Raw genomic sequence first — 26,227 nt, forward strand, 5'->3', positions numbered from 1 at the left:
GCAGGATTATGCCGCTACTTCCACTTTCTTGAGAAAGCTGACAATAATTTGCTTGACTTCGGGCTTGCAGGATCCACAATTAGTTCCACATTGCGTTTCTGATTGAAGTGAGCTCATAGCATCATCGGGGGAGGTTCCTGCAGGCATCTTGCTTAAGCATTGCTTCATTGTGTCTGCAGATACATTAAAGCAATTACAAATGGCCTTACCTTTGGGTTTAATTTCTACAGGGGGTTTGCTGACAGGCATCAACAAAGACCGACCAAGCGCTTTTGCATCTAAACCGCTTTCTAGGTACTCTCTTAACCAGGCAGTACTTGCTAGGCTGCCAATAGGGCCGGTAAGCATGGCAGATAGAACCTTCTCTTGAGCGCGAACAAGTCGAACTACGCCCCTGCGCTTATCAATATAGCGCATTACAGGTTCTCCAGATGCTTCATCTAGCTTGAATTTCTGCATCACTTGCTTTAAAGCTTGCGCGGCAAGAGATTCTGATTCTTCTAGCGGGTCATCGTGGTGAGCGGCCTTGAATGAAACTCCAATGAGGCCACCATCCTGCTCTCTACCAAATAGAACACATTGGGCAGAATCGAAATGAGGCAGGATGCTGCGCAAACTGTTTTGAACAGAAAATACTTCTTCTTTAGGAAATAAGCCGAAAGCTACTAAATGCCAGGGAAGATTAGCGGGCAAAATCTTTACGGCTGAATGTTTCAGTTCAGGCTGACCGGATACGGGGTCGATCATGTTGCAAGTAAGGCCGTTGACTCCGCGGCCCGGTGTTTTACCAGCAGCGCCTGAAATAAATTCAGAACCCCAGTGCATGGCAATAAAGGCTTGGGAGGAGGCGATATCGTCTGAGACTTTGATTGGGAAGATCTCACTACCTCTGCGACTAGTGACATGAACTAAATCACCATTTTCTAGATTCATCCTGCCGGCATCTTTAGGTGATAGTTCTACACAAGGCTCAGGTGAGTGCCCATAAAGCGTTCCAATGGTTCCCGTTCTACTCATCCCATGCCATTGATCTCTGAGGCGCCCAGTATTTAAGGCAAATGGGTAGCGAGCATCTACAGATTCTGCGGTTGCTTTATAGGGTGCAGCAATAAAGTGCGCTTTTTTATCTTTGGTAGGAAAAACGCCATTTTCATAAAGACGTTTTTTGCCAAAGAAATCTCCTTTGGGCATAGGCCATTGCTGTGGTCCGCGTTCCTCAAGGATTTTGTAGCTTAAACCAGTAATATCGAGATCGCGACCGGCTGTACTCTCACGATGCTCATTCCAAATATCCTCAGGTCCGGCGTAAGGAAATAGAGTGGATGTTCCTTCTTTTCTATTGCCTGGTAATAGCGCTTCAAGAGCTAATCCAATTTCAAGAGCGATCTGCCAATCATGTTTAGCAGACGCATAGGGATCAATTGCGGGATTTACTTTGGAAATTCTTCGCTCTGAATTAGTAACTGTTCCCACTTTTTCTGCCCAGGTAGTGGCGGGCAATAATACGTCTGCATATAAGGTAGTGGCCGTGTGCGCATAAGCTTCCTGCACCACAACAAATTCTGCCTTGCTTAATCCCTCGTGAACTACATTGAGATCAGGCATTGATTGTGCAGGGTTTGTACAGACAATCCATATGGCTTTTAGTTTTTCAGTACGCAATGCCTCAAACATGGGAATGGCACTAAGACCTGGCTTTTCGGGAACTGAATCCACCCCCCACAGGTTTGCAACTTCTGCACGATGTTCTGGGTTAGCAAGATCACGGTGTGCGGATAGTAGATTGGCTAAACCTCCAACTTCCCGGCCACCCATGGCATTGGGTTGTCCAGTCAAAGAGAATGGACCAGCACCAGCTTTCCCTATTTGACCGGTGGCCAAGTGTAGATTTACTAAAGCAGCATTCTTGGCTGTACCTGATGCTGATTGATTTAATCCCTGGCAGTACATCGATAGAGTTGCGGGAGAAGTTGCAAACCATTGCGCTGCTTGGAACAAGTCTTTTTCGTTAATGCCACAGATCTGACTTACTGCCTTAGGCGTGAAATCTCTAACCAAATCACGCAGCGCATCAAAATCTGCCGTATATGAGTTGATATAAGACTCATTAATCCATTTCTCCCAGAGCATGATGTAAAGCATCCCGTGATAGAGGGCAACATCAGTACCAGGTTGTATCTGTAGGTAGAGATCAGCCTCTTTGGCGGTATCGGTTTTTCTGGGATCAACAACAATAACTTTGAGATCCGGATTATTTTTACGGGCATCCTCAAGACGTCTATATAAAATCGGATGAGCAAAAGCGGTATTTGATCCCGTAATAAAAATAGTGGATGCAGAATCAATATCTTCATAGCAACAGGGTGGGGCATCCATTCCCAAAGTTTGCTTGTAGCCAGCTACCGCACTAGACATACATAGGCGTGAGTTGGTATCAATATTGTTAGAGCCAATTAGGCCCTTCATTAACTTATTAAAGATGTAATAGTCTTCGGTCAGTAATTGACCAGACACATAAATGCCAACAGATTCTGAACCATGCTCTTGAATGATGTCGGCAAATTTTTGGGCAACAGTTTGAATTGCCTCGGGCCAAGAAATATCTACCGGATCTTCGCCTCTTGCCTTGCGGATTGCTGGTGAACCCAGCCGAGCCTGCATCTGAAGGCTTGGGTTTACAGTGAGATGAAGGGTAGAGCCTTTACTGCAGAGTCTGCCAAAGTTTGCAGGATGATCGGGGTCGCCGCGAACCCCGGTTACCTCGATCTTTCCGTTACTTTCTGCGGTTTCAATAATGACGCCACAGCCAACACCGCAATAGCAACAGGTGCTCTTAACTTCAGCCATGAGTAGCTTGCAATTCCTCGCGGCTTAGCCAAACCACACCAGACTCTACTTTGACTGCAAAGGATTTAGCACAGCCTTCATCTGGGGCAACTGCACAGCCAGTGGAGAGATCTATATTCCAGGAATGCAGTGGACAGGTTACGGATTTTCCATGGACAATGCCCTGAGACAGGGGGCCACCCTTATGCGGGCACTTATCCAATACGGCAAATACTTCGTCTTCTGAATTTCTGAAAATAGCTATTTGACCAGCTGGCGCTTCAATAACCCGAGATCCCAGAACAGGAATCTCATCAACTGTTGTGATTTTTTGCCACTGATCAAGTTGGGCGGTATTAGACATTTCCAACCTCGACAATAGGGATGGTTTTAAATTGACGAACATCTACACCAGCACGTTCAAAGTCTTTCCAGGGATCTGGAGCATCTTTTAGATCAAACAGCAGTCTTTCGTAGAGAGCTTTACGACTTTCAGCATCGTCGACCACTTTTTGCTTAATGTATTCCATGCCAACTCTTGCCAAGTAATGGACAGTTCGATCCAAATACCAAGCTTCTTCGCGGTACAGCTGTAAGAAGGCACCAGAATATTCACGAACTTCCTCATCAGTTTTAACTTTACAGAGAAATTCCGCTACTTCAGTTTTAATGCCGCCGTTACCACCAATATAGAGTTCCCAGCCAGATTCAACACCAATGATTCCAACATCTTTGATGCCAGCTTCTGCGCAGTTTCGTGGGCAGCCAGATACTGCAAGCTTCACTTTGTGAGGTGCGTACATACCAAAGAGCATTCTCTCTAGATCTACGCCCATTTTCATGGAGGACTGGGTACCAAAACGACAGTGCTCATCACCAACACAAGTTTTCACTGTGCGAATTGATTTGCCATAGGCATGACCTGACGGCATATCCAACTCTTTCCAAACCGCTGGGAGATCATCCTTCTTGATGCCAAGTAAGTCAATTCGTTGGCCGCCAGTGACCTTCACTGTGGGCACTTGGTATTTCTCAGCAACGTCAGCAATTCTTCGTAGTTCAGAAGGAGTAGTTAGACCACCAAACATCCGCGGAATAACTGAGTAGGTGCCATCTTTCTGGATATTGGCATGAGCACGTTCATTAATGAAGCGGGATTGTGGATCATCTTTTGCTTCATGTGGCCATGTGGAGATCAAATAATAATTTAAGGCAGGGCGACAAGTCGCGCAACCGTTAGGTGTTCTCCAATTCAGCTCGGTGCGAACTTGCTCTTGAGAAATTAAGTGACCGGAGCGTATGGCTTGACGAATTTCATCATGAGAAAGATCGGAGCATCCACAAATTGATTTCTTTCTAGGGGTTGCTGAATAGTCTGTGCCAAGAACATTCATCAGCACTTGCTCAACTAGGCCTGTACATGAGCCACAGGAGCTGCTTGCTTTAGTACATTTCTTTACTTCATCAAGCGTGAATAAACCCTGTTCCCGAATAGCCTTGACAATGGTGCCTTTGGTAACCCCGTTGCATCCGCAAATTTCATCTGCATCAGTCATTCCGGCCGCTTTATTGTGACCTTGATGGCCAACATCACCAATATTGGATTCACCAAACATCAATGTGTCACGAATTTCTGCAATGCTTTGTTCGTCACGCATGAGCTTGAAATACCAAGTGCTATCTGCTGTATCGCCAAACATGCAGGCGCCAATTAAACGATCATCTTTTAAAACTAATTTTTTATACACGCCACCAATAGGATCGGCTAGAGTAATTTCTTCAGTACCTTCGCCTCCCATAAAGTTTCCAGCGGAGAAGAGATCGACGCCCGTTACTTTCAGTTTTGTTGACGTTACGGAGCCCTCATATCGACCGATACCGTGTTCGGCAAGGTGATTTGCACAAACCTTAGCCTGCTCAAATAAAGGCGCAACTAAACCATAGGCAGTTCCACGATGGCTTGCACACTCACCAACTGCATAAACTCTTGGATCAAACGTTTGCAGAGTATCGTTAACAACGATACCTCTTTGGCAATGTAAACCTGCAGATTCGGCTAAAGCTGTATTGGGCTTAATACCCGCCGCCATAACAACTAAGTCAGCCGGTATTTCTAGTCCACCTTTAAAGCGGATATGGCCGACACGATCGCCGGCGGCATTAGGTGTAATTGCCTCGGTAGAAGTTTTCAGTAAAAACTTAAGACCTTTTTCTTCCAAGGATTTTTGTAGTAAATCAGCTGCAGTTTTATCTAGCTGTCTTTCCATCAACCATTCGGCAAGATGGACCACGGTCACACTCATACCTCTGAGAGCTAGACCGTTTGCAGCTTCGAGACCAAGCAGGCCACCACCAATGACTACGGCATTTTTGTAACGCGTCGCCACATCAATCATCTCGTTGGTATCTTTAATATCACGATACGCAATCACGCCAGGTAAGTCATTTCCTGGAACAGGCAAGATGAATGGTAAAGAGCCGGTAGCCAGTAATAAGCGATCGTAGCTTTCAATGGTGCCATCATCGGCAATAACAGTACGCTCTTTGCGATCAATCTTAGTTATGGTTTTGCTAAGATGAAGATGGATGCCATTGCTCTTGTACCAATCGAGGTCATTTAGAACAATTTGCTCAAGAGTCTGTTCGCCGGCCAATACTGGGGACAGCAAAATACGGTTGTAGTTGGGATGGGGCTCAGCACCAAAGATGGTGATGTCATAAAGCTCTGGGTCGAGCTTTAATAGTTCCTCGATGGTCCGAACGCCGGCCATCCCATTGCCAATCATGACGAGTTTTTGTTTTTTCATGCTTTGATCTTGAAGCTATCTGCATAAGCAGCAGGGTTGGAGCCATTCCACACAACACCATCAAATAATTTGCTGGAGCGCATATCGCTTTTTGGTAGTGGTGTCTTTGAAGCAGTAGCAGCCTCTTTGTAAAGCGCAATGTTGTTTACTTTTTTTGCTACAGCCAAGTAATCTGGGTGCTCTTTGAGTAAACCCCAGCGCTTGTGCTGAGTCATAAACCACATGCCATCAGATAGGTAGGGGTAATTAGCCATACCATCGTTATAGAATTTCATCGCATGGGGATCATCCCAAGTTTTGCCGATACCGTTGTTATAGCGACCCATCATGCGGTCTTGAATCACACTAACATCAGTATTGACAAATGAAGGTGCAGCTACAACTTCCGCAGTTGCATGCTTATTCGAAGTCGATGCATCAATATATTTTCCAGCCTCTAATATTGCTGCCGTAACTGCGCGACAAGTATTGGGATACTTCTTGGCAAAGTCGGAGGTTGTTCCTAAAGCCTTTTCTGGATGATCTTGCCAGATTGCTTGTGTAGTAATGGCTGTAAAGCCAATGCCGTCAATGATTGCGCGGGCATTCCAGGGTTCACCTACGCAATAGCCATCCATATTTCCGCTACGCATATTCGCGACCATTTGTGGGGGCGGAACGGTGATAATTTTTGCGTCTTTAAATGGATTAATGCCATAGTTCGCTAACCAGTAGTAAAGCCACATAGCGTGTGTACCAGTTGGGAAAGTTTGCGCAAAAGTGTAGTCACGCTTTTCTTTATCCATGAGCGCTTTAAGACTGGCGCCATCACTTACACCTTTTTGATAAAGCGCTTTTGATAAGGTTATTGCCTGACCATTATTATTTAGAGACATCAGAACTGACATATCTTTTTGTTGGCCACCAATACCCATCTGCAATCCATAAACTAAACCATAGAGGATGTGAGACATATCATTCTCGCCATTTACAAGCTTGTCACGGATTGCAGCCCATGACGCTTCTTTAGTGGGGATGATCTTAACGCCGTACTTCTTATCTAGACCAAGATGGTTAGCCATGACAACCGATGAGCAGTCTGTAAGGGCAATGAAACTGACCTTTACATCCGTTTTCTCAGGGGCATCTGAGCCTGCCGCCCATGCACCCGCTTTAACCATTGGGTCGATTAAGGACAGAATGCTGGCAGAGCCAATACTTTGGATAAGTTTGCGACGCGTGGGATTCGCATCAGCAACAGTGGGGGTAGTAGCTTCTGGTAATAAACCGCTAATGCTTATTTTCACTTTCATGCTGAGCTCCTTTAGTCGATAACTAACGATAAAGAAGTAGTAAGTCCCGAGATTAGAGTGGTGGCTCAGTATTGGTGCACCAAATCAAAGCATGAGCATTTTTGGTTCACGTAGAGAATTAAGGGCTATTGCCGACTGTTACAAATGATGCATGGAACAAATTGCACCAAGAACAGCCAAAGCACCCAAATTTAATGGGGCGTTGCCTGGCGTCTACCTCATTGGTGCTGGGCCTGGAGCCTCTGATCTCATCACTGTTCGGGGTTCAAGAATTTTGGCTCAGGCAGACATTGTTTTTTATGACGCACTCATTGATATTTCTATGTTGGAGTGGTGTCCTGGCACTAGGATGGTGCAGGTAGGGAAAAGATGCGGATCGCATTCAAGCTCTCAGCACTTCATTAACAAGCAATTGGTGGATGCTGCAGGCAAGTACTCAGTAGTTGTGCGCCTAAAAGGCGGGGATCCGATGATCTTTGGTCGTGCGCAGGAAGAAATTGACGCTCTTGAGAAAGCAAACGTGCGCTATGAGATTGTTCCAGGCATCACTACTGCCTTAGCGGCCTCGGCAGAATTAAAGCAGCCTCCAACTACGAGAGAGTTAAGTAGAACCCTGACGCTGACTACTCTTCCTGGCCGTTGCGCACATGAAGATCATAAAACCGCTATTTACTATATGGCGCGTGATCAGCTATCTGAGGTTGCGACAACATTGATTGCTCAGGGCTACACGGTAGATACCCCTGTTTGCTTGATGGAATCGGTCAGCCTGCCAACGCAACGCAGTTTTGCTTGCACATTAGATGAATTGCGCTTTGGTGATGTTCATCATCATTTTTTAGATAAGCAACCTGTTGTGGTGATGGTTGGAGAGGTTTATAGAAAAAAACTGCATACGCTTATCCCATTAATTGAGTCACAAAATCATTTCAACGTATTTCAAGCGGCATCTTAATTACTTACTAGGAGCTATAAATGAATTCATATCGTCCTTTTGATCCAGATAGACCTCTGTTTAGCAACCGCTGCAGCTGTGGACAGCATGCATCTGAGTTAGATCATGCAAACTCGCTTTCAGCAATGGTGGATGCCGAGCAGCAAAGCGCAGATTTTGTTGAGGCCAGCTTAGTTAAGGCTCTTTTTCCTCAAGAAGATCGTAGACGCGCATTTTTAAAGGCTGTTGGAGTTGGTGGAGCAATGAGCGCTCTCTCGGGCTTCTTGCCAGTAGGGTCCTTGCAGGCAATGGCACAAGAAAAAGCGCCATTAGAAAAACCAGACCTAAAAATTGGCTTTATCGCAATTACTTGTGCGACTCCACTCATCATGGCTGACCCACTTGGTTTTTATAAAAAACAAGGCCTGAACGTTACGCTTAATAAGACCGCAGGTTGGGCTTTAATTCGTGACAAGATGCTCAATAAAGAGCATGATGCCTCACACTTTTTATCACCAATGCCGATCTCAATGTCAATGGGCTTGGGTTCTGATCCTTCTCAGATGCGTGTGGCCACAATTCAGAACGTGAATGGTCAGGCTATTACGTTAGCTAACAAGCATAAAGATAATCGTGATCCGAAAAACTGGAAAGGCATGAAGTTTGCTGTTCCATTTGAATACTCAATGCATAACTTCTTGCTGCGTTATTACGTAGCTCAAGCTGGCTTAGATCCAGATAAAGACATTCAGATTCGCGTTACACCTCCACCAGAGATGGTTGCCAACTTACGTGCCGGCAATATTGATGGTTTTTTAGGGCCTGATCCATTTAACCAGCGCGCAGTATATGACGAGGTCGGATTTATTCACATTCTGACTAAGCAGATTTGGGATGGTCACCCTTGCTGTGCTTTTGGAACCTCAGAAGAATTTATCCGTAAGAATCCAAATACCTTTGCAGCCCTCTATCGTGCAGTCTTAAATGCTTCGACGATGGCACGTGATCCTGCGAATAGACCTTTAATTGCTAAAGTAATTTCTACGCCAAATTACCTTAACCAGCCAGAGACAGTTGTAATGCAAGTTCTCACTGGTAAGTTTGCAGATGGTCTAGGCAATGTGCAAAACGTACCAGATCGCATCGACTTCAACCCAATTCCTTGGTACTCCATGGCAACTTGGATGTTGACTCAAATGCAGCGCTGGGGCTATGTCAAAGGCGATGTGAATTATAAGGACATCTCTGAAAAAGTATTCTTGCTTACGGACGCTAAAAAGTATATGGGCGAGACTGGCATTGCAGTTCCACCATTAGCTAAAGTGGGATACAAAAAAGACAAGATTATGGGTAAAGAGTTTGACCCTAGTCAACCGGCAGCCTATTTGAAATCTTTTCAAACTAATAAAGCATGAACTTAGGGTAAATGAATGAAAACAGTATCAATTAAGGTTAAAGGCGCAATTCTATCGGTTGTGATTTTGCTCATGTGCTTATTTATCTGGCATATGGCGACAACACAAAAAGTTACACCGCCGCCAGGAGTATCAACTAGTTCTAGTGAGTACAGCAGTCTCATGGGTCAGGGTGGTAGTGAGCCTGTTCAAAAAACTGGATTCCCAACCTTAACGCAAATGGGGGAGACTATCTATAAGCAGTTATCACACCCTTTTTATGACAATGGCCCAAACGATAAGGGAATAGGTATTCAACTTGCTTATTCTTTGGCGCGTGTTGCCTTAGGATTCTTGTTGGCGATGATTGTCGCTATTCCGTTTGGATTCTGGATTGGCATGTCACCATTAGCTTATGAGGCATTTAATCCATTCATTCAAATCCTAAAGCCGATTTCGCCATTGGCTTGGATGCCTATTGCGCTTTACACCATCAAAGACTCTGCGATTTCTGGAATTTTTGTGATCTTTATTTGTTCCATATGGCCAATGCTCCTAAATACAGCATTTGGAGTTGCCAATGTGCGTAAGGAATTATTAAACGTTGCCAAGACATTAGAGGTTTCTCCTTTACGTAAAGCATTCTTAGTCATTCTTCCTGCGGCTGCACCAACTATTTTGACTGGTATGCGCATCTCTATGGGCATTGCCTGGTTAGTGATCGTTGCTGCTGAGATGCTTGTTGGTGGCACTGGAATTGGTTACTTCTTATGGAATGAGTGGAATAACCTATCGCTATCCAGCGTTATTTTTGCAATTCTTTTAATTGGTATTGTTGGAATGTTGCTAGATACAGCATTTGGCAAGTTACAAAAGGCGGTTTCATATGCAGATTGAAAATACATTCCTCAAAGTTTCAAACCTCAGCAAGTCATATAAAGCTGACGCACCTCCAGTATTTGAGGGCATCGATTTTGAAATCGAAAAAGGAGAGTTCGTTTGCATCATCGGTCACTCCGGATGTGGCAAAACCACTATTTTGAATGTGCTTGCTGGTCTTGAAGAGGCTACTGGTGGCGATGCCATCATTCTTGGTAAGCGTATTCAGGGGCCCGGCTTGGAGCGTGGCGTTGTATTTCAAGGGCATGCATTAATGCCGTGGATGACAGTTCTGCAGAATGTGGCTTTTGCAGTGAAGTCAAAGTATCCTGATTGGTCAAAAGAGCAGATTACTGAGCATTCCAAAAAGTATCTAGCAATGGTCGGCTTGGTAAATGCTGAAAATAAAAAACCATCTGAATTATCTGGCGGTATGAAGCAAAGGGTTGGTATTGCAAGAGCCTTTGCAATTGAGCCCAAAATGCTACTACTTGATGAGCCATTTGGCGCATTGGATGCGTTAACTCGTGGTGTTATTCAGGATGAGCTTCTCAAAATTTGCAAAGAAACAAATCAAACTGTATTTATGATCACCCATGATGTTGATGAGGCAATCTTGCTTTCTGACAAAATTATGCTGATGAGCAACGGCCCTAATGCACGTATCGCTGAAATCGTTGTTAATACTTTGCCTAAAGGAAGAAAGCGGGTTAATTTACATCATGATGCTATGTATTACCCAATGCGCAACCATTTGGTAGATTTTCTGGTCAATCGATCAAAGGATCTGCAGGTAAAAGGAGCTAAGGGTGAGTTGGATGGTTACAAGCCTGTAATAGTGCTTCCAGGTGTTGATGCGGCCGTTGCTTAACAAACTAAAACTTTAAACTAGGAGAAAAAGATGGATCGTTCAGTAGTTACACAAAAAATTATCGAAGCCAAAGTTCGCAATGGCATGAAGTGGAGTGATATCGCAAAAGCAATAGGCGAATCAAAGGAGTGGGTTACTGCAGGCTGTTTAGGTCAAATGACCTTTACTAAGGTGCAAGCTGAAGCTGCTGGTAAGTTATTTGATTTGACTGATGAAGAGATGGCTTGGTTGCAAATCGTTCCTTACAAAGGATCCTTGCCGACCGCTGTGCCAACGGATCCATTGATTTATCGTTGGTATGAGATTGTCAACGTTTATGGAACCACTATTAAAGAGTTAATCCATGAAGAGTTTGGTGATGGCATCATGAGTGCTATCGATTTCTCAATGGATATTCAGCGTGAGCCAGACCCTAAGGGCGATCGTGTTCAAGTCGTACTGTCAGGCAAGTACCTTTCTTACAAGACTTACTAAAAATAGAAGCGCCCCTGAGAACCACCTTCGGGTGGTTTTTTATTGGAGTATTCTTAGCGACAGCTTACTTAAAAATAGAGATTAAATATGTCGGACATCATAGATTTTAAGGCGCTCGTTAGTCATATTGGCGAGGCTGTGATCATTTCTGATCGGGATGAAAATATCCTGTTTTGGAATCCGTCTGCTGAGCGTATATTTGGGTATACCCCAGAGGAGGCCCTGGGAAAAACACTCAGCATCATTACGCCTGAGCGTTTTAGAGAGCGGCACTCTAAAGGGTACTTTCACACTATTCAGACTGGTGTAACAAAGTATGGAAATACTTTGTTAAGAGTTCCTGCGATGCATAAGGATGGGCGTTCTATCTCCATTGCTTTTTCAGTAAGCATGCTTTTTGATGATAAAAAACAACCCATTGCCATAGCCGCGATTGTCCGAGATGAGACTGAACGTTTTCAAGAAGAGCGTAATTTGAAGTCCAAACTAGCGGCATATGAGAAAAATGAGTAAGGCTCCAACACCAAAATTGCTATAAATCTGCTTAGTTTTAGCCCTTTTGTTTCTCCTCCGCCATTGCTTATGCTCATATTGGGCTTACCATCCCGCTTATCAGCGAAACATGGATTTTAGTAAGTTTGAATGGGTTACTCGGGAGTAGGGTCTGCCTTCAGAGGCATATAGGTAAAGGGTTTAATGGGCATTGGTAGACTTAGCGGGAGGGGCAAAATCTTGATCTCGTCTCCACCAGCACTTTTGGCATTTTTTCTCCTTTTCACCATACGCATCAATGACTTAGCCCCCTAACCGGGGCTTTTTCTTTACTACTCCCGCTTACCAGTACGCTTACCACCCAAGCAATGCTTGTTTTGGGATGCTCTAGAGCTTAGTTGCCAAATCTAGCTCTAAAACCTAATAGTTTAAATTGCTCAAAATTTAGGCAATATTGATATCTCAGGTGTTTTCGACATGTTGCGCCTGCTAGGTGGCATATTAAGAAAACTGCATTTTCAAGGTGAATTCAGGCCCTCGATGCCACTAGTAAAAAATCATTTAAATAGCTATTTAGTAGGAAAAAGTGAGGATATGTTTAAAAATGTAGGAATCTATTAAAAAATGTAATAAAAAGTATGTAAATATGTCTAATCGTAAGAAAAAGTGTGTATATGTAAGAAAAAGTATGGGAAAATAACCATTCGAACGAAAAAGCGGAGCTTGAGGGAAATATGAGTGAAATAGGCTACTCACGAGTAAAAAGTCAGTTAGATCTCAGTGCTTTTGATCCTCTGGTACCCGCACGCCTTGCCTCGGTAACCAGTGTAACGCCCACTCAGGGCGCATTGTTGATACCGGCAAAGGTAGCCCCTAAAGATGATCGCCCACTAAGCCACCTTTTGTTTGCACTAAAGCATGAGGGGGTTAATCTTCAGCTGCTATCGCAGGCCTTAAGAAAAATCCCGGCCCAAGAGATGCTGGCTGCCATTAGTGAATCGCCAACAGGCGTTTATATACGCACAGCATGTTTTTTGTGGGAAGCCTTTAATAAGCAAGAGTTAAAGGGCGCGCCAGTAATTACAGGGCCAATGGCCAATTTATTTGACCCAAAAAAATACATTACCGGTCCAAGCATACGCAATGCTAAATGGCGGGTTCATTTCAATGGATTGGGTTCTTTGGATTACTGCGTAACTGTTGAGCGAACCGCACGTATTAATAGCTTGCTTGAATCCAACATCCTCCAGAAGGCAAATGAATTTCTATCGCAGCTTGGTGGAGCCGCGTCCGATAGGGCAATGTCATGGGCTTATTTAAGCGAGACCAAAAGTTCTTTTGAGATTGAGCATGAAACACCAAGCGCAACTAAAGCAGAAGCATTTGTAGAGCTGCTTAAAAAAGCACATCTGACTCCTCAATTGAATGAAGAATACTTGGTTGGATTGCAAAACACTGCCATTACAAGCCCATTAGATAGGGCCGTTCATTATCGGCATGAGCAGAATTGGTTAAGTAGTCCGTTACGTGGTGCTGCTGGCGTAACGTATATTCCGCCACCACCTGAAATTGTTAATGACTTGATGAAGGGTTTGGTAGATTTTGCTAATGCCTCGCCAAAGCAGATAGACCCCTTGGTTGCAGCTGCAATTATTTCATTCGGGTTTGTTTTCATTCACCCATTTATGGATGGAAATGGACGTTTGTCCAGATTTTTATTTCATCATGCAATATGCCAGTCTGGCGCTTTAAAGAATGGCCTGCTATTGCCAGTATCCATTGCGATGAAGCGGAATGAAGATTTATATCTAACCGCTCTAAAGAGCTTTTCTGAACCTGCTCGCAAGCGCTGGGAAGTTATTTGGATTGATGGTGATGAATATCAAATGACATTCAAATCAAATGATTCCTTATATCGCTATTGGAATGCCACTGCCTGTGTTGATTTTGGATTGGAGATGGCCAAGCAAGCATTGGAAAAGGACTTAAGAGAAGAGACCGAGTTCTTGGCAAAGTATGACCTTATTTACCGTGCTATTGATAGTCAGTTTGATATACGCGGCAAGGATCTCAACGCCTTAATTTTGACCTGCATGGAACAAAATGGAAAGCTATCAGCTAACCGTCGTAAGAAATTTTCTGCAACGGTGCCGGAAGAAATATTTAATGCAATTGAAGCTGAATATATGAAGATAGCGGACTGATTCAAAAAGCCTCGCTAATTCTATCAAGGTCAACCCAAGGGCTGGCGCAATGATAAATTGGGTAATTCAGTTGTCTGAAGTTTAATCTTCCCAGACCTTTTGGCTTGCATCCTAACTATGTAAGGCCATCATTTGCTTACCATCCCGCTTACCAGCAAAACATGGATTTTAGTAAGTTTGAATGGATTGCTCGGGAGTAGGGTCTACCTTCTAAGCCATATATATAAAAGATTTAATGGACATTGGTGCACATGACAGGAGGGTCAAAACCTAGATCTCGTCTCCGCCAGCACTTTTGGCATTTTTTCCTCTTTTTACTATACGCAACATAGACTTAGCCCCCTAACCGGGGTTTTTTCTTTATTACTCCCGCTTACCAGTACGCTTACCACTCAAACAGTATTGCATTTCATATGTGTGGCTAATGCGATTTAAGCTAACAATCGCTTATTACATCCTGGTGGCATGGTTAATTTATTGAATACACTAGATTTCAATATAAAAACCAAGATCGTGTCTTATCCAATTTATGAAACTTCATGTACTGAGTGATTTACATCTAGAGTTTGCTGACTTTACCCCTGCATCAAATACGGCAGATGTTATCGTTCTGGCGGGTGATATCGGCCTTCGCGCGGAAGGTGTAACTTGGGCCAGGAAATCTTTTCCGGATCAAGAAATCATTTATGTGGCTGGCAACCATGAGTTCTATGGTTCTCAGCATTCTCATGTCATTGAGGACATCCAAAATGCATGCGCAGAAAACGGCATTCATTTCCTAGATGACTATGGGATTGAGCTACATGATTCGCAGTTAAATACCCCCGTCCGTTTTTTAGGGGCTACTTTATGGACGGACTTTTTATTATTTGGTGAAGATCTAAAATCTAAATGCTTATCGTATGGCGAGCTTTACTTAAATGACTTCAGAAGAATCCGTGACGGAGGTAGAAATTTTTCCCCGAAAAAGTCTATCCAATTGCATGAAAAGTCACTGGCTTGGCTGCAAAAAGAGTTAGAGAGTCCCTTTAGTGGCAAGACGGTAGTGGTTACTCATCATCTACCCTCAATGAGTTCAGTAGCGGAGCGATATAAACCGGATCTACTATCCGCCTGTTTTGCCTCCGAGTTAGCCCATCTCTTTGGAAAGATGTCTTTATGGATTCATGGGCATACGCATGACTCCTGTGATTATCAAATGAATGGCACTAGGGTGGTTTGTAATCCTCGCGGTTATGTGCGATCTAACCATGCTGAAAACCCAGCATTTAATCCATCTTTAATAATTGAAATCTAGTTACCCACCATGCGCTTCATAATGAGAGCTTAGTTTTTGGCTAGGGTCTTGATTAATTCAGTGCTGCAAATATCATCGATATGCCTAAAGGCTAGAGAGATTCCTTCGATTTGATTTGCAGCAATTCCAAGGCTCTCAAAGTGAGTTTTCCATTGCCTAGTTACTCGCCATACACGATCGATAATGTCGCTTGCTTGCTGCGCGGAAAGGCCAAAGCGCTCTTTGGCACCATAGGCATTATCTAGAGTGGCCAATTTACCTTGTGGTCCAACACCTAGATGTTGATAACGCTCGCTTGCAATGACTGCATGAGGCATCACGTCATAGAGTGGGCTCAGGCTCCAACCTTTAAGCGCATGGCTCCATAAGAATGCATGATTGCGTAGATGATCATCATCGTTACTAACAAAAATATTAAAGATCATGCGTGCATATAGTTCTTCAATATCAGCTTTGACTGTTTGAACCACGCAATATCTGCGGATGGTATCCGCAATATCCATATAGCTTTTTGTGTTGGATTCCGATTCGTGACAGGCAACTAAGGTGAGGGCACTAACGACATGATGACGAATTTCTACTGGCCGAGCAAAAGTAGTCCAAGAGCGATCAAAGCGTTTGACCATCAACACTTTTTTCTTGCCAACTTGTTCTAATTGCGTTTGCGCTACATTAAGACCGGCTAACTGCGCAAGTTGGAGTGTGGCGTATTCAATGCTTGGTACATCTAAAGCGCCATCTGAGTTACCTGGGAACTTAGCCATCCATAAAATGTTTTCATCATCGCGCACGCTTGCCTTAGGACGCATGCCCCCAAGACCGCTACCCACAAGCAAAATTTTGGATAGTGCTTCTGACACTGGCAAGCCCGCCTCAATCTTTTGCGCACCCTCGAGTACGTATGACAGATTGTGAATACTTTCGTGAGCAGGGCGCTCCTCTTGATCTAAAGAAGACCGAATGTCTAAAGCCCCAACACGATCACTGCCTGCTTCGACTAGATAGGTTGATTCTGGAAGGCTATTGGCTGGAACCTTCAGCCTAGCTTCAATCACTCTTCTTCCCCAAGAATCAGGAGCAGCATCCCGAATTCCACCAAAAGCCTCTAAGCCGTTAGGTGGAATGAGGCGTTTACCTTTGATCTCACTTTTACTCCTAAGGCTAAGTGCGACTGGATCCACTTCTTGTGCGTTGCTCCTATCTAAGTAACGCAAGCCATAAGCAAATGAAGAGGCAATGAGTCTTGAGCCTTCTTCATCTACTTGCAGTTGACCTGCTGGTACAAATTGCCCATCAAGATTGGCAAAGACAAAAAGATCCTTAGTGGTATTGGCCATCAGAAATCAAGCGCTTTCATTTCCGCTGCACTTAAATCACGCACGCGTTGTGGACGTGAGCGACGCTCTAAAGCAATGATCGCAGGATCATCTCCGCTTAAGAGTTGCAATAAGTTCATGCCTGGAGCAATTGCATCTAAGTAACGCAAGAGCGCGCCAATGGCTACACCAGGATCACCCTTTTCAATGCGCTGTGCAGTAGCGCGAGATAGGCCGGCACGGACTGCTGCTTCACCTTGGCGAACACGACGCGCAAGACGCAAAGAAACAAGGCATTGCGCTATTTCAGCGGATTGGCCAAGTTGCTTTGATGCTAGGGTCAGTTCTTGATCTACGCGCATAGTTGCCTCATGCATTTTGTTAAGTATGAGACGTTAATATACCTGTTTATACTCCATAGGTCAATAAATATGACTCATAAATGAGTCTTTAAGTATTTTAATGACCCATTTATAAGTCATTTAATGGTTTACAGTAGAAAATTTAGGCTTGTAATTCCGTCAAAGGGACACCTCTTTACCGGACAGATTCTCCGCCAGTACTTAAAAATAAAGGGGCTCTATGCCCCTTTATTTATTTCAATCACACTGATCGAGCTATCAATTAAATCCATTCACTGCCTGCATATAACCTTGGATATATTGTGGCGACACAAAAAGCTCAGTCTTCATTCCATTCTTAGCGGATAGGGTGATTATGAAACCCTTCTTCATCTTATCCTTTAGGAATGCCTCGGGCAATTGGATAGAGACGACTTCTCTAAAGATGCAACCTCTGTCACCACAAGCGCCAGCTTCTCTACCAACCACTTTAAATGTCGTAGCAGGTGTGTTTTCTAGCATTGCGGAATCGTAATAACGCCATTGTGAGAAATAAGTTAATTGTGCGTTGAGCTCATAAGTCTTTGCGCCTTGCTTTGGTTGCTCGGCTCTAAGGCTAAACATTTCATAAGTATTGGCTTCATCCATCGTGTTGATAGGAGGGCCTTGATAGGTTTTTCCACCAGTTGAAGAATTTGGCGTGATGATGGTCGAGTGATAGACATCATTAATTTCCCAGCCACTAATTTTTTTATCATTCATATTGCAAGCAACCAGAACAGCGCTGATTGCTAGCAATAAAACAACTCGGTAGATGATTCGATGCATATAAAGCTCCTAAAGAATCATCAAATCATACTATCCCTTAAGCTCGGGGCTGGAATTCTGGGACTTAGACGTATTTCCCGGTGAGGCCGCCATCAACCACCAGCTCAGTGCCTGTAATGTAGGCTGCGGCATCTGAGACCAGAAAGGCGCAAGCGTGTGCCACATCCCATGCTGTTCCAGAGCGTCCCAGGGGTACCTGCTTATCACGTGCGGCACGAGCCTCATCTAGACCATTTTCAGAAAACATCCTCGCTACAGTATTGGCAATGCGTGGAGTATCTATAAGGCCAGGCACTACTGTATTGGCTCGAATGCCTTTATCGGCGTATTGCTGAGCAATCATCCGAATAAATTGGGTATTTGCAGCCTTGGTAACGCTATAGGCAAGGTGAGGGTAGCCCAAATATCGCATACCAGCGACTGAAGAGATCGCAATGATGTTGCCCGTACCGCGTGCCACCATCTCAGGCAAGACTTCTTGAGCTGCTAGCAATAAGCTCCGCACATTGACTTTATGAATGCGATCAAAATCTTCAGCGCTGGTTTCCATTGGTCCGCCAACTTTCCCTATGCCCACGTTGTGGTGCAGTACATCAACAGGACCAAATTGTTTACGAGCCTCGTCAAAGAGTCTTGTTACATCAAGTTCTTCAGAAACATCCCCAACAAAAGTCTGCGCTATACCGCCTTCATTCAGAATGATCTTGGTAGTTTCTTCTGCAGATGCTTGATCTCGATCGACTACGCAGACCTTTGCACCTAAGCGAGCATAGGTAACACATGATGCTCTACCAATACTCCATCCAGGACCAGCTGAGCCTCCACCCGATACAAAGATCACGCGATCAGTGAGATCCGTTGGTAAACCAGGAGGGTGCTTTGAACTCATTTACTGACTCAGGCCTACAGTCATGCCACCACATACATATACAACCTGACCGGTTGTATAACCCGCGCGTTGATCAAGTAGAGAGGCGACGATATGGGCCACTTCCTCTGGTTGGCCAATGCGACCTAGCGGCACGCTGTCTAAGATGCGTTGCGTAGCAGGTGCGCCAGGAGGGTTGGCACTTTGAAAGAGCTCAGTTGCTATCGGGCCTGGTCCAATCGCATTAACCGTAATGCCATCACTTGCGAGCTCTAAGGCTAATGTGCGAGTCAGGCCTAATAAGCCTGCTTTAGAAGTCGCATATGAAATGCGTTCTTCTTTACCCAAAGCTGCGCGACTGGCGATATTCACAATACGACCAAAATGAGCGGCTTTCATAGCGGGGAGTAAGGCTTGCACGCAAATAATGGCAGCGGCGACATTGACATTCATGACCGCTTGAAAATCAGCAATAGTGGTTTTCTCAATCGTAGCGGGGCGCACGATACCTGCGTTATTGACCAAGCGAGTAATCGCAAATTTGGAGGTTACCTCAGCCAATGCATCACGCAATACTTTTTCATCTGAAACATCTACTTTGACAAAAGTTTCATGCTCAGCAATTTTTACAGGCACCTCTTTATCAAAATTAATCACATGCATACCATCGGCAATGAGGCGTTCTGCTATTGCTCGCCCAATGCCACGGCTAGCACCGGTAACTAATACGCATTCTCTAGAGCTCATCATTAGCCAATCTTGTTGGCGCCATCCACAAACGGAATGGCATGTTCAATCGTGTCCCAAATAAAGCGACCAGATGGACTTTGTTGCTCCTCGACAATATGGGCTACTAAGCCAGCAGAGCGGGAGATGACCGCAAAGCCACGCATCACGGCTGTAGGAATGCCAATCTCACCCAATAGGGCAGCAACCGCACCAGTAGCATTAATCGTAATAGGCCGACCAGCCAGTTCATCCACCGCTTTAGATAAGGTCTCAAGAGCCCTAATGTGATCACCTTTGAGTTCTTTCTCAGCGCGGCCCATGTCTAATAGTTTGTAAGCACGTGGATCTACCGGCTTATGTAAGTGATGACCAAATCCGGGAACGGCACCTTTAATGCTCTTGTAATGTTGTGCAATCAACAGGGCTTCAGCATATTGGTCTTTAGAGGTAATAATCCGATCTAGCAAGGCGGAGCAATTTTCCATTGTGCCAATAAAGGAGCTGCCAACAGCCAACAGGCCGGCAGATACTGCGCCTTGAAGGTTCTCTGGGGCACTCATATAGATCAAGCGTGTGGCAATCGCACTCGGCGTTAAACCATGTTCCATCAACACAATCAACACTACATCTGTAATACGAATATCAACACCACGAGGCTCTCTACCCAGAATCTGCATCAGCATGACTTCAGTAAATGTTTTCTTACCCATCAAATCTTCTACTAAATTTGCATCACGATAATGCAGGCTAGTCAGGGTATGGGTGCATAAGCCAGTGATAGGAGTTTTTTTGTCAGTCATAGTCGATAAGTATTCAATATTGTTTAAGCAGGAGTTTGAAGTTTTTGAATCACAGCACTCTTCAGTAACTTACCTACATTGGAGCGAGGCAAGCTCTCGTAGAAATGGACTCGCTTAGGAGTTTGTACTGGCCCCAATAAATTTCGAACAAATGCAATCAGTTCTGCTTCATCCGCTTTTTGTCCAGGATGTAATTGGACGGCAGCTTGAACAGTTTCACCCCACTTTTCGTCAGGGAGACCAAAGACAAGGCATTCGTGAACAGCAGGGTGCTGACTTAAGGCGTTCTCAACATCCACTGGGTATACATTAAATCCGCCAGTAATCACGATGTCCTTAAGGCGATCCTTGAGATACAAAAATCCACGTTCATCAATCAGGCCACGGTCACCGGTATGAAGCCAGCCATCGATAACGGTTTCAGCAGTTTTTTCAGGCATGCGCCAATAGCCACTCATCAGCAGATCACCTCGGGCAACCACTTCACCGATTTCACCGGTAGGTAATAACTTTCCTTCTGGAGACATGATGGCCACATCACTAAACCAAGTGGGTCTGCCAACGGCTGCCCAGTTGTTGGGATCTTCAAAATCCTCTGGGCGCATCACCGTCAAAATTTGCGGCGCTTCGGTTTGACCATAGGTCGTACCCAATACTGGGCCAAAGAAATCACGCACCTTACGAACCTGTTCTGGAGGCATTGGTGCACCCCCATAAATCAGCCTTCGTAATTTTGGATAATCATCTCTGGATGCATTAGGTAATGCCATCAACATATAAACAAGGGTTGGCGGCATGAAGCAAACAGTACCGCGTCTTTCACGAAAAGCAGTTCTGACTACCTCTGCGCCAGCACCATCCAAAATCACATGACAGCCACCTTGCGCCAAGATCGGAACGATATAAGTAGATGTGCCATGGGTAATTGGTGCTGCAACAACATAGCGCTCGTGCTCATCAAATCCCCATACCTGAATCTGATTGGTGATGTTTGCCAACCAAGCGCGATAGGGCTGCATAACTCCTTTAGGAGCGCCAGTTGTCCCCCCAGTAAATTTGATCGCCTGAATTGCATCTAGTGGTAATTCAAAAGAAGGCTGCGGCGCATCTTCATGCAATTGAATTAATTCGTTCATACTCCGCGCAGAAGCATCAGAGGCAGTGCCTGTATAAACCCATGCCCCTGCAGCGCCTTTAAGTAATGCTTGATTAGTGGCATCCAAAATCACAATAGAAGGCTCGGTGACATTAACAATACGCTGAATCTCAGGGTGGGTGCTCTTAGGGTTCAGTGGTACCCAGACCTTGCCGCAAGCCAAAATAGCTAGCAGGGCAGTAATGTGATCATCACTGTTACCCGCGCAAATAGCTACCCGACTCTGTAAGGTTGGATCTAATGCGGTAAGCCCCGCTGCTAGTGCTTTAACACGCTTAGCTAAGGCGGCGTAATGAATGGGGCCACTCGGTGTATCAATGGCAATGCGATCGGGCCAACGCTGTGCGGCCCTCCAAAAAAAATCAATCGGAAACATAATGAGTTATTCGGCTTTAGCGCCCGAAGCCTTTACAACTTCTCGCCAGCGTTTAACTTCGGTTGCTTCAAATGCAGCCATTTTTTCTGGTGAACCAGGCTCTGGTGTTGCTGCCAATTCTTGAAGTCGCTGTTTAACTTCAGGGGAGTTGAGTGCTTTATTTAAGGCGGCATTTAATTGCATGATGATCGGCTTCGGCGTTCCAGCTGGCGCCACCAATGCAAACCAAGACTGCACATCAAAGCCAGGATAGCCTGACTCAGCAATAGTCGGGACATCCGGTAAAAACGGGGAGCGTTGAGCGCTAGTAACTGCAATCGCACGAAGTTTTCCGGCCTTAATATGAGGCAATGCAGAGGGCGCGTTGTCAAACATGGATTCCACTTGACCACCAAGCAAATCGGTCACTGCAGGTGCGCTGCCTTTGTATGGAATATGGAGCATTTGAATTTTTGCTTGCATCTTAAACATTTCACCAGAGAGGTGAATAGATGATCCGCTACCAGAGGAGGCAAAGGTTACGCCATCTTTCGCATCTTTAGCATAGCGCACGTATTCTGCAAGCGTTTTTACTGGAAGATTTGGATTCACTACCAAAATATTCGGAATCTTAGCAATCATGCCGATCGGCTCAAAATCTTTGATCGGGTCATAGCTTAAATTTGGATAGAGCGTAGCGTTAATCGTATTAGCAATCGAGAAGGCGTAAAGCGTGTAACCATCAGCCGGTGAGCGAGCCACAATTTCAGCACCCACATTGCTATTTGCACCTGGGCGGTTTTCCACAACGATAGATTGACCTAAGGTGTTACCCATACCGACTGATACCAGTCTGGTTAATACATCAGTTGCACCACCAGCAGAATAGCCAACAATAATTTTGATCGGCTTGTTAGGCCAGGCGGTGTTAGATTGCGCAAGGGCCGGAATTGAAGTGGCCGTGATGAGGGCAGCAAAAACAGTCAAAAAGCCTTTTCTGGGCGTGAAATGTAAAGACATAGATCTCCTTCAATTGGTAGGGTGCTTTAAGACAGTATTAAGAGGCCCCATTTCTTATTTATCCAGTATTTATAACACCAAAGCGGCTTAAACGCCCCAATACAGCCGCAGCCAAAGCAGTGATCCCAAATCCCCTTAATTAGGGTATCTCATTACTAAATTATTATACTTCACAACTTCACAATTTCAGAAGTTGTGATATAGTGTTGGTACTGGGAGATGAAATGAAGAGACAGGTACCGAAAACACATCAAGCCTTGGAGTGGGTGGGTAAGGGTATGACCGCTGCTCAAGCGGCCAGAAAGATGCAGATTTCAGAATCCAGTGTGTATGCCGCCCTTAGAAAGACAAAGGCGAAAGAAGTGGGTTGTTGTCCAACGTGTGGTCACAAAATAAGGAACTAAGATGAAAAAGACTCTATTAGCAGCCGTAACAATCTCTGTTGCTGCATTCGCTTATGCGAATACATCTCCGTCAGATTCTTCTGAGTTAGTAAATCAGCAGTGCAAGATATCTGCTGAAGCGGTATCCACTTTGAAGGGTCTTCGTTACGGCAATACTGCAATCCGCAAAGATGTATCTACATTAATTAATGCCAGCCTTAAGACTCCAGAAAATCGCGAGCTGGCGCAGAAGACCTTGAACCTCATGGTTGACGATAAGACAGCTGATACACGGGGTTTAGAGGGTAAGTACTGCTCTTAAGGAGTTCAGTCTGATTTTGTAAGGTGGCACATAACGCTGAATGTCCTGATTGTGGAAATATGCGGGCATTGTTTAATCAGTGTCCGCATTGCGGTTCTGTCAATTTTCCTATCTTGAGCTCAGATACGATTGAGCTCAATATTAAGCAAGATGGGCCATATGTTGAAGAGGCGTTAGAGCGGCTGACCGACTATTTACGCAAGTCTTTAGAGGTTGGGATTAAAGCCATTGTATTGATTCATGGATATGGATCAAGCGGTGAGGGTGGTCGAATTAAGTGGGCTATCCATGATGCGCTCGAAAATAACCGTTACTCCGACAGGATTGACGAATACCATTTTGGCGAAGATGTAGCTTTTGGCAGTGAGTCCTACCATGCCCTGCTCAAACGCCGTCCTGGTCTGAAGCGATATCTCAAGCGATTTAAAGAGGGTAATGCTGGCATGACAGTTTTATTGCTGGGATCTCAGGCTAGAAGTGCTTAGAATAGGATTATTGGTATTAATGCCTCATCTATTAGGAATCCATTTCCATGACTGCTAAGAAACTCGAACATTCAGATTCACATGATGCCAAGCAAGTTGGCGCAGAAAGTCTCATCGGTGAATTCAAGGCCTTGATGGCTGATGCTGAGGCTTTGATTAAAGCGACAGAAGACCATCCAGGCGCTGCCGTCACATCTATTCGTAATAAAGCATTAGAAACTATTGCTGGTGCCAAAGAAAGTCTCTCAGGTGTCGAGGGTAAGGTGCTTGATAAGGCAAAGGTGGTTGCTGATGGCACAGATGATTTCGTGCATCGCAATCCCTGGGAGGCTGTTGGTGTTGCGGCTGGCTTAGGTTTGCTGATTGGCTTATTCATTGGACGCCGCTAGTTCTCTATGTCACAAGAAAACTTACTTTCCTCCATCAAAGGTCTTGCTTCTACCGGAGTATCAATAGCCCAAACCCGCTTAGAACTATTATCGCTTGACGTTCAAATCGCTAGAAGTAAATTCATCAGTTTGCTGGTGATGATTATTGGCGCCTTATTCTTCTTGTTCTTTGGCTTGGTCATGCTGGCATTGCTAATAGTGATTTATAGTTGGGAGACGGATCGAATGATGGCGCTCGGTTTACTAGCTGGAGCATTCCTATCTATTGGGTTAATTTTGACCCTCTTAATTACCCAGTCATTACGCAAGATGCCAAGATTGTTTGAGGCTTCAATTACTGAGTTGGCCAAAGATCGCGAAGCCCTTTCAAAATGAACGCCAAACTAGAGGTTCTAGAGTTGCGCCAACGTGAGCTAATGCTTCAGGCAAGTCGTGAGCGCAAAGAGTTCGCTGAACATTTTGAGGCTTGGGAAAAGCCACTCTCATGGGCTGATAAAGGGGTTGATGCCGTCAACTTCTTGAGGAGTAATCCGATTCTATGGACCACTGCATTTGCAGCGTTAGCGCATTACAAACCTAAGCTTGCAAATAAGGCTCTTGCAGTAGGTTGGGGCGCCATGAAGGTCATCAAGAGTGCTAAAAATCTCATTTAGATTTTTAATGCAGACTGATGTTGAATGTCAGATTGATTTAATAGGTCATTGCCATTTAAGAAGGTAATTTCTAGCAAAGTAATTGCGCCACTGACTTCAAAGCCGGCATTGCGAATTAATTTGCCAGCAGCAACTAATGTTCCACCGGTGGCCAGAATATCGTCAAGCAGCAATACTCTGGCATCTTTAGGTAGAGTGGATTGCTGAATCTCTAAGGCGTCATTGCCATACTCCAGGCCGTATGCTTCACGATGGCTTGCCAAGGGAAGTTTGTTTGGCTTTCTGGCCAACACTAAACCTTTATGGGCATAGTGGGCTAAAGCAGAGCCAAAAATAAAGCCGCGGGATTCGATGCCCAAAATGTGGGTGTAATTAAATTGCTGTGCAATCTCATTTAGCTGACGAATGGCTTCCTTAAAGGCGGCTGGATTAGCTAATAAAGGGGATATATCTCTAAAGAGAACACCTGGTTTTGGAAAATCAGGAACTCCGGGTAGATAATCCAATAAATTCATCACAATCCAATATGAAAACAGAACTCCTTATTATTACCGCATTAGAGTCCGAGCTCAAGCGTGAGTCCCTCCCAAGAGGCGTAGAGATTGTGTATTCGGGAGTTGGCAAAATTAATGCTGCCATGACTTGTATCAAAGCAATACACCAATACTCACCAAAGAGAATATTGAACTTTGGTACCGCAGGGAAAATCAAGCCAGAATTGAGCGGCCTATTGGAGATAGGTAAAGTTATTCAACGCGATATGGATGCTGAGCCATTGGCGCCGCGCGGCAGCACTCCTTTTTGCACCCGTCCACAAGAATATCTTTCTACGGGGAATTTTCTGTGCGGCTCTGGAGATAGCTTTGTGACTTCTCATGATTCTTGGTTGCATAACCAAGGTGTAGATGTAGTAGATATGGAGTTGTTTGCGATTGCTGCAATCGCACATGAACATCAAATACCTTGGCAGTCATTTAAATACATCACAGATGAGGCCAATGAAGACTCTGGGGAACACTGGCAGGCAAAAGTTCATCACGGCCAAGAGCTGTTTTTAGCGGCTTTGAGTCAGGCTCTTGCAGGCTATTCCTAGTTAGCCGTTTCCGTAATTT

At 44.7% G+C, this 26,227-nt stretch carries 27 protein-coding genes; 14 read left to right on the plus strand and 13 right to left on the minus strand.

Translation table 11 applies throughout. The annotated features are described in order from the left end of the window. Positions 1–6: 6 nt before the first annotated feature. From AOC28_RS02070 to AOC28_RS02085, 4 genes are read right to left on the minus strand one after another with little or no spacing between them, the layout of a single operon-like run. Positions 7–2,847 (minus strand): nitrate reductase, encoded by a 2,841-nt coding sequence (locus tag AOC28_RS02070; RefSeq protein ID WP_072582322.1) that lies wholly within the window; start codon positions 2,845–2,847, stop codon positions 7–9. Then, a complete protein-coding gene (nirD, locus tag AOC28_RS02075; RefSeq protein WP_011902842.1) occupies positions 2,840–3,190 on the minus strand; it encodes a nitrite reductase small subunit NirD in 351 nt (116 codons plus the stop codon). Before nirD ends, AOC28_RS02070 begins: the two co-directional genes overlap by 8 nt. Beyond that, entirely contained in the window at positions 3,183–5,633 is a 2,451-nt protein-coding gene (nirB, locus tag AOC28_RS02080; RefSeq protein WP_011902841.1) for a nitrite reductase large subunit NirB, read from the minus strand. The genes nirD and nirB overlap by 8 nt, the downstream gene beginning before the upstream one ends. Further along, positions 5,630–6,925: a CmpA/NrtA family ABC transporter substrate-binding protein gene (locus AOC28_RS02085; RefSeq protein ID WP_011902840.1), complete on the minus strand. Its 1,296-nt coding sequence runs from the start codon at positions 6,923–6,925 to the stop codon at positions 5,630–5,632. The genes nirB and AOC28_RS02085 overlap by 4 nt, the downstream gene beginning before the upstream one ends. A 151-nt stretch (positions 6,926–7,076) precedes the next feature. Between AOC28_RS02085 and cobA the strand changes: the two genes are divergently transcribed. The 8 genes from cobA to AOC28_RS02125 all read left to right on the plus strand — a co-directional run bounded on the left by cobA (position 7,077) and on the right by AOC28_RS02125 (position 15,470). After that, positions 7,077–7,880 (plus strand): uroporphyrinogen-III C-methyltransferase, encoded by an 804-nt coding sequence (gene cobA / locus AOC28_RS02090; RefSeq protein ID WP_072582323.1) that lies wholly within the window; start codon positions 7,077–7,079, stop codon positions 7,878–7,880. 20 nt (positions 7,881–7,900) lie between these two features. Continuing rightward, complete coding sequence (locus AOC28_RS02095) at positions 7,901–9,274, plus strand: CmpA/NrtA family ABC transporter substrate-binding protein (protein WP_072582324.1); 1,374 nt, start codon at positions 7,901–7,903, stop codon at positions 9,272–9,274. Between the two features lie 15 nt (positions 9,275–9,289). After that, positions 9,290–10,150 carry a nitrate ABC transporter permease gene (gene ntrB, locus AOC28_RS02100; RefSeq protein ID WP_072582325.1) on the plus strand — a complete coding sequence of 287 codons (861 nt, stop codon included), beginning with the start codon at positions 9,290–9,292 and terminating at the stop codon, positions 10,148–10,150. Beyond that, positions 10,140–11,003, plus strand: a complete 864-nt coding sequence (locus tag AOC28_RS02105; protein ID WP_071467219.1) for an ABC transporter ATP-binding protein — start codon at positions 10,140–10,142, stop codon at positions 11,001–11,003. Before ntrB ends, AOC28_RS02105 begins: the two co-directional genes overlap by 11 nt. A 30-nt stretch (positions 11,004–11,033) precedes the next feature. Continuing rightward, entirely contained in the window at positions 11,034–11,477 is a 444-nt protein-coding gene (gene cynS, locus AOC28_RS02110) for a cyanase (protein ID WP_071467220.1), read from the plus strand. Between the two features lie 87 nt (positions 11,478–11,564). After that, a complete protein-coding gene (locus AOC28_RS02115) occupies positions 11,565–11,990 on the plus strand; it encodes a PAS domain S-box protein (protein WP_072582326.1) in 426 nt (141 codons plus the stop codon). 713 nt (positions 11,991–12,703) lie between these two features. Then, positions 12,704–14,173: a Fic family protein gene (locus AOC28_RS02120; RefSeq protein WP_072582327.1), complete on the plus strand. Its 1,470-nt coding sequence runs from the start codon at positions 12,704–12,706 to the stop codon at positions 14,171–14,173. 529 nt (positions 14,174–14,702) lie between these two features. Beyond that, positions 14,703–15,470 (plus strand): metallophosphoesterase, encoded by a 768-nt coding sequence (locus AOC28_RS02125; protein WP_072582328.1) that lies wholly within the window; start codon positions 14,703–14,705, stop codon positions 15,468–15,470. 29 nt (positions 15,471–15,499) lie between these two features. Here AOC28_RS02125 and AOC28_RS02130 read toward each other — a convergent pair whose 3' ends face one another. From AOC28_RS02130 to AOC28_RS02165, 8 genes are all read right to left on the minus strand, one after another. Next, the gene (locus AOC28_RS02130) at positions 15,500–16,807 is read right to left on the minus strand and encodes a HipA domain-containing protein (protein WP_072582329.1); all 1,308 of its coding nucleotides are present in this window, start codon (positions 16,805–16,807) and stop codon (positions 15,500–15,502) included. Continuing rightward, positions 16,807–17,163: a helix-turn-helix transcriptional regulator gene (locus AOC28_RS02135; protein WP_234397328.1), complete on the minus strand. Its 357-nt coding sequence runs from the start codon at positions 17,161–17,163 to the stop codon at positions 16,807–16,809. Before AOC28_RS02135 ends, AOC28_RS02130 begins: the two co-directional genes overlap by 1 nt. A 243-nt stretch (positions 17,164–17,406) precedes the next feature. Beyond that, on the minus strand, positions 17,407–17,955 hold the full coding sequence (locus tag AOC28_RS02140; RefSeq protein ID WP_072582330.1) for a hypothetical protein: 549 nt from the start codon (positions 17,953–17,955) through the stop codon (positions 17,407–17,409). A gap of 64 nt (positions 17,956–18,019) precedes the next feature. Then, entirely contained in the window at positions 18,020–18,844 is an 825-nt protein-coding gene (locus tag AOC28_RS02145) for an SDR family NAD(P)-dependent oxidoreductase (protein WP_072582331.1), read from the minus strand. Then, complete coding sequence (locus AOC28_RS02150; protein ID WP_143143858.1) at positions 18,845–19,573, minus strand: SDR family oxidoreductase; 729 nt, start codon at positions 19,571–19,573, stop codon at positions 18,845–18,847. Continuing rightward, on the minus strand, positions 19,573–20,352 hold the full coding sequence (locus AOC28_RS02155) for a citryl-CoA lyase (protein WP_072582332.1): 780 nt from the start codon (positions 20,350–20,352) through the stop codon (positions 19,573–19,575). The genes AOC28_RS02150 and AOC28_RS02155 overlap by 1 nt, the downstream gene beginning before the upstream one ends. A 23-nt stretch (positions 20,353–20,375) precedes the next feature. Continuing rightward, positions 20,376–21,884 carry an AMP-binding protein gene (locus tag AOC28_RS02160; protein ID WP_072582333.1) on the minus strand — a complete coding sequence of 503 codons (1,509 nt, stop codon included), beginning with the start codon at positions 21,882–21,884 and terminating at the stop codon, positions 20,376–20,378. A gap of 6 nt (positions 21,885–21,890) precedes the next feature. Beyond that, positions 21,891–22,883 carry a tripartite tricarboxylate transporter substrate binding protein gene (locus AOC28_RS02165; protein WP_072582334.1) on the minus strand — a complete coding sequence of 331 codons (993 nt, stop codon included), beginning with the start codon at positions 22,881–22,883 and terminating at the stop codon, positions 21,891–21,893. 405 nt (positions 22,884–23,288) lie between these two features. Between AOC28_RS02165 and AOC28_RS02175 the strand changes: the two genes are divergently transcribed. From AOC28_RS02175 to AOC28_RS02195, 5 genes are read left to right on the plus strand one after another with little or no spacing between them, the layout of a single operon-like run. Next, on the plus strand, positions 23,289–23,588 hold the full coding sequence (locus AOC28_RS02175) for a hypothetical protein (protein WP_072582336.1): 300 nt from the start codon (positions 23,289–23,291) through the stop codon (positions 23,586–23,588). Positions 23,589–23,611: 23 nt separating this feature from the next. Next, positions 23,612–24,073: a Smr/MutS family protein gene (locus tag AOC28_RS02180; RefSeq protein ID WP_072582337.1), complete on the plus strand. Its 462-nt coding sequence runs from the start codon at positions 23,612–23,614 to the stop codon at positions 24,071–24,073. 47 nt (positions 24,074–24,120) lie between these two features. After that, entirely contained in the window at positions 24,121–24,462 is a 342-nt protein-coding gene (locus AOC28_RS02185; RefSeq protein WP_072582338.1) for a DUF883 family protein, read from the plus strand. Positions 24,463–24,468: 6 nt separating this feature from the next. Next, entirely contained in the window at positions 24,469–24,837 is a 369-nt protein-coding gene (locus AOC28_RS02190; RefSeq protein WP_072582339.1) for a phage holin family protein, read from the plus strand. After that, positions 24,834–25,115, plus strand: a complete 282-nt coding sequence (locus AOC28_RS02195) for a YqjK-like family protein (RefSeq protein ID WP_072582340.1) — start codon at positions 24,834–24,836, stop codon at positions 25,113–25,115. Before AOC28_RS02190 ends, AOC28_RS02195 begins: the two co-directional genes overlap by 4 nt. On the opposite strand, the gene AOC28_RS02200 is transcribed toward AOC28_RS02195, so the two are convergent. Beyond that, entirely contained in the window at positions 25,112–25,630 is a 519-nt protein-coding gene (locus tag AOC28_RS02200; RefSeq protein WP_072582341.1) for an adenine phosphoribosyltransferase, read from the minus strand. The two genes, AOC28_RS02195 and AOC28_RS02200, sit on opposite strands and share 4 nt — an antisense overlap. 11 nt (positions 25,631–25,641) lie before the next feature. On the opposite strand from AOC28_RS02200, the gene AOC28_RS02205 reads away from it, so the two are divergent. Beyond that, entirely contained in the window at positions 25,642–26,208 is a 567-nt protein-coding gene (locus AOC28_RS02205; protein WP_072582342.1) for a 5'-methylthioadenosine/S-adenosylhomocysteine nucleosidase, read from the plus strand. Positions 26,209–26,227: the final 19 nt, after the last annotated feature.

This window comes from Polynucleobacter sp. MWH-Adler-W8, assembly GCF_001889925.1.
Lineage (GTDB): Bacteria > Pseudomonadota > Gammaproteobacteria > Burkholderiales > Burkholderiaceae > Polynucleobacter.

Excerpts from the sequence above, each read along its gene's own strand:
- AOC28_RS02150 (WP_143143858.1), bottom strand. The coding sequence starts at position 19,573 with ATGATGAGCTCTAGAGAATGCGTATTAGTTACCGGTGCTAGCCGTGGC.
- nirD (WP_011902842.1), bottom strand. The coding sequence starts at position 3,190 with ATGTCTAATACCGCCCAACTTGATCAGTGGCAAAAAATCACAACAGTT.
- AOC28_RS02130 (WP_072582329.1), bottom strand. The coding sequence starts at position 16,807 with ATGGCCAATACCACTAAGGATCTTTTTGTCTTTGCCAATCTTGATGGG.
- AOC28_RS02165 (WP_072582334.1), bottom strand. The coding sequence starts at position 22,883 with ATGTCTTTACATTTCACGCCCAGAAAAGGCTTTTTGACTGTTTTTGCT.
- AOC28_RS02145 (WP_072582331.1), bottom strand. The coding sequence starts at position 18,844 with ATGAGTTCAAAGCACCCTCCTGGTTTACCAACGGATCTCACTGATCGC.
- AOC28_RS02185 (WP_072582338.1), top strand. The coding sequence starts at position 24,121 with ATGACTGCTAAGAAACTCGAACATTCAGATTCACATGATGCCAAGCAA.
- cynS (WP_071467220.1), top strand. The coding sequence starts at position 11,034 with ATGGATCGTTCAGTAGTTACACAAAAAATTATCGAAGCCAAAGTTCGC.
- nirB (WP_011902841.1), bottom strand. The coding sequence starts at position 5,633 with ATGAAAAAACAAAAACTCGTCATGATTGGCAATGGGATGGCCGGCGTT.
- AOC28_RS02175 (WP_072582336.1), top strand. The coding sequence starts at position 23,289 with ATGAAAAAGACTCTATTAGCAGCCGTAACAATCTCTGTTGCTGCATTC.
- AOC28_RS02085 (WP_011902840.1), bottom strand. The coding sequence starts at position 6,925 with ATGAAAGTGAAAATAAGCATTAGCGGTTTATTACCAGAAGCTACTACC.
- AOC28_RS02140 (WP_072582330.1), bottom strand. The coding sequence starts at position 17,955 with ATGCATCGAATCATCTACCGAGTTGTTTTATTGCTAGCAATCAGCGCT.
- AOC28_RS02205 (WP_072582342.1), top strand. The coding sequence starts at position 25,642 with ATGAAAACAGAACTCCTTATTATTACCGCATTAGAGTCCGAGCTCAAG.
- AOC28_RS02195 (WP_072582340.1), top strand. The coding sequence starts at position 24,834 with ATGAACGCCAAACTAGAGGTTCTAGAGTTGCGCCAACGTGAGCTAATG.
- AOC28_RS02125 (WP_072582328.1), top strand. The coding sequence starts at position 14,703 with ATGAAACTTCATGTACTGAGTGATTTACATCTAGAGTTTGCTGACTTT.
- ntrB (WP_072582325.1), top strand. The coding sequence starts at position 9,290 with ATGAAAACAGTATCAATTAAGGTTAAAGGCGCAATTCTATCGGTTGTG.
- AOC28_RS02105 (WP_071467219.1), top strand. The coding sequence starts at position 10,140 with ATGCAGATTGAAAATACATTCCTCAAAGTTTCAAACCTCAGCAAGTCA.
- AOC28_RS02190 (WP_072582339.1), top strand. The coding sequence starts at position 24,469 with ATGTCACAAGAAAACTTACTTTCCTCCATCAAAGGTCTTGCTTCTACC.
- AOC28_RS02070 (WP_072582322.1), bottom strand. The coding sequence starts at position 2,847 with ATGGCTGAAGTTAAGAGCACCTGTTGCTATTGCGGTGTTGGCTGTGGC.
- cobA (WP_072582323.1), top strand. The coding sequence starts at position 7,077 with ATGGAACAAATTGCACCAAGAACAGCCAAAGCACCCAAATTTAATGGG.
- AOC28_RS02095 (WP_072582324.1), top strand. The coding sequence starts at position 7,901 with ATGAATTCATATCGTCCTTTTGATCCAGATAGACCTCTGTTTAGCAAC.
- AOC28_RS02120 (WP_072582327.1), top strand. The coding sequence starts at position 12,704 with ATGAGTGAAATAGGCTACTCACGAGTAAAAAGTCAGTTAGATCTCAGT.
- AOC28_RS02155 (WP_072582332.1), bottom strand. The coding sequence starts at position 20,352 with ATGACTGACAAAAAAACTCCTATCACTGGCTTATGCACCCATACCCTG.
- AOC28_RS02135 (WP_234397328.1), bottom strand. The coding sequence starts at position 17,163 with ATGCATGAGGCAACTATGCGCGTAGATCAAGAACTGACCCTAGCATCA.
- AOC28_RS02160 (WP_072582333.1), bottom strand. The coding sequence starts at position 21,884 with ATGTTTCCGATTGATTTTTTTTGGAGGGCCGCACAGCGTTGGCCCGAT.
- AOC28_RS02200 (WP_072582341.1), bottom strand. The coding sequence starts at position 25,630 with ATGAATTTATTGGATTATCTACCCGGAGTTCCTGATTTTCCAAAACCA.
- AOC28_RS02115 (WP_072582326.1), top strand. The coding sequence starts at position 11,565 with ATGTCGGACATCATAGATTTTAAGGCGCTCGTTAGTCATATTGGCGAG.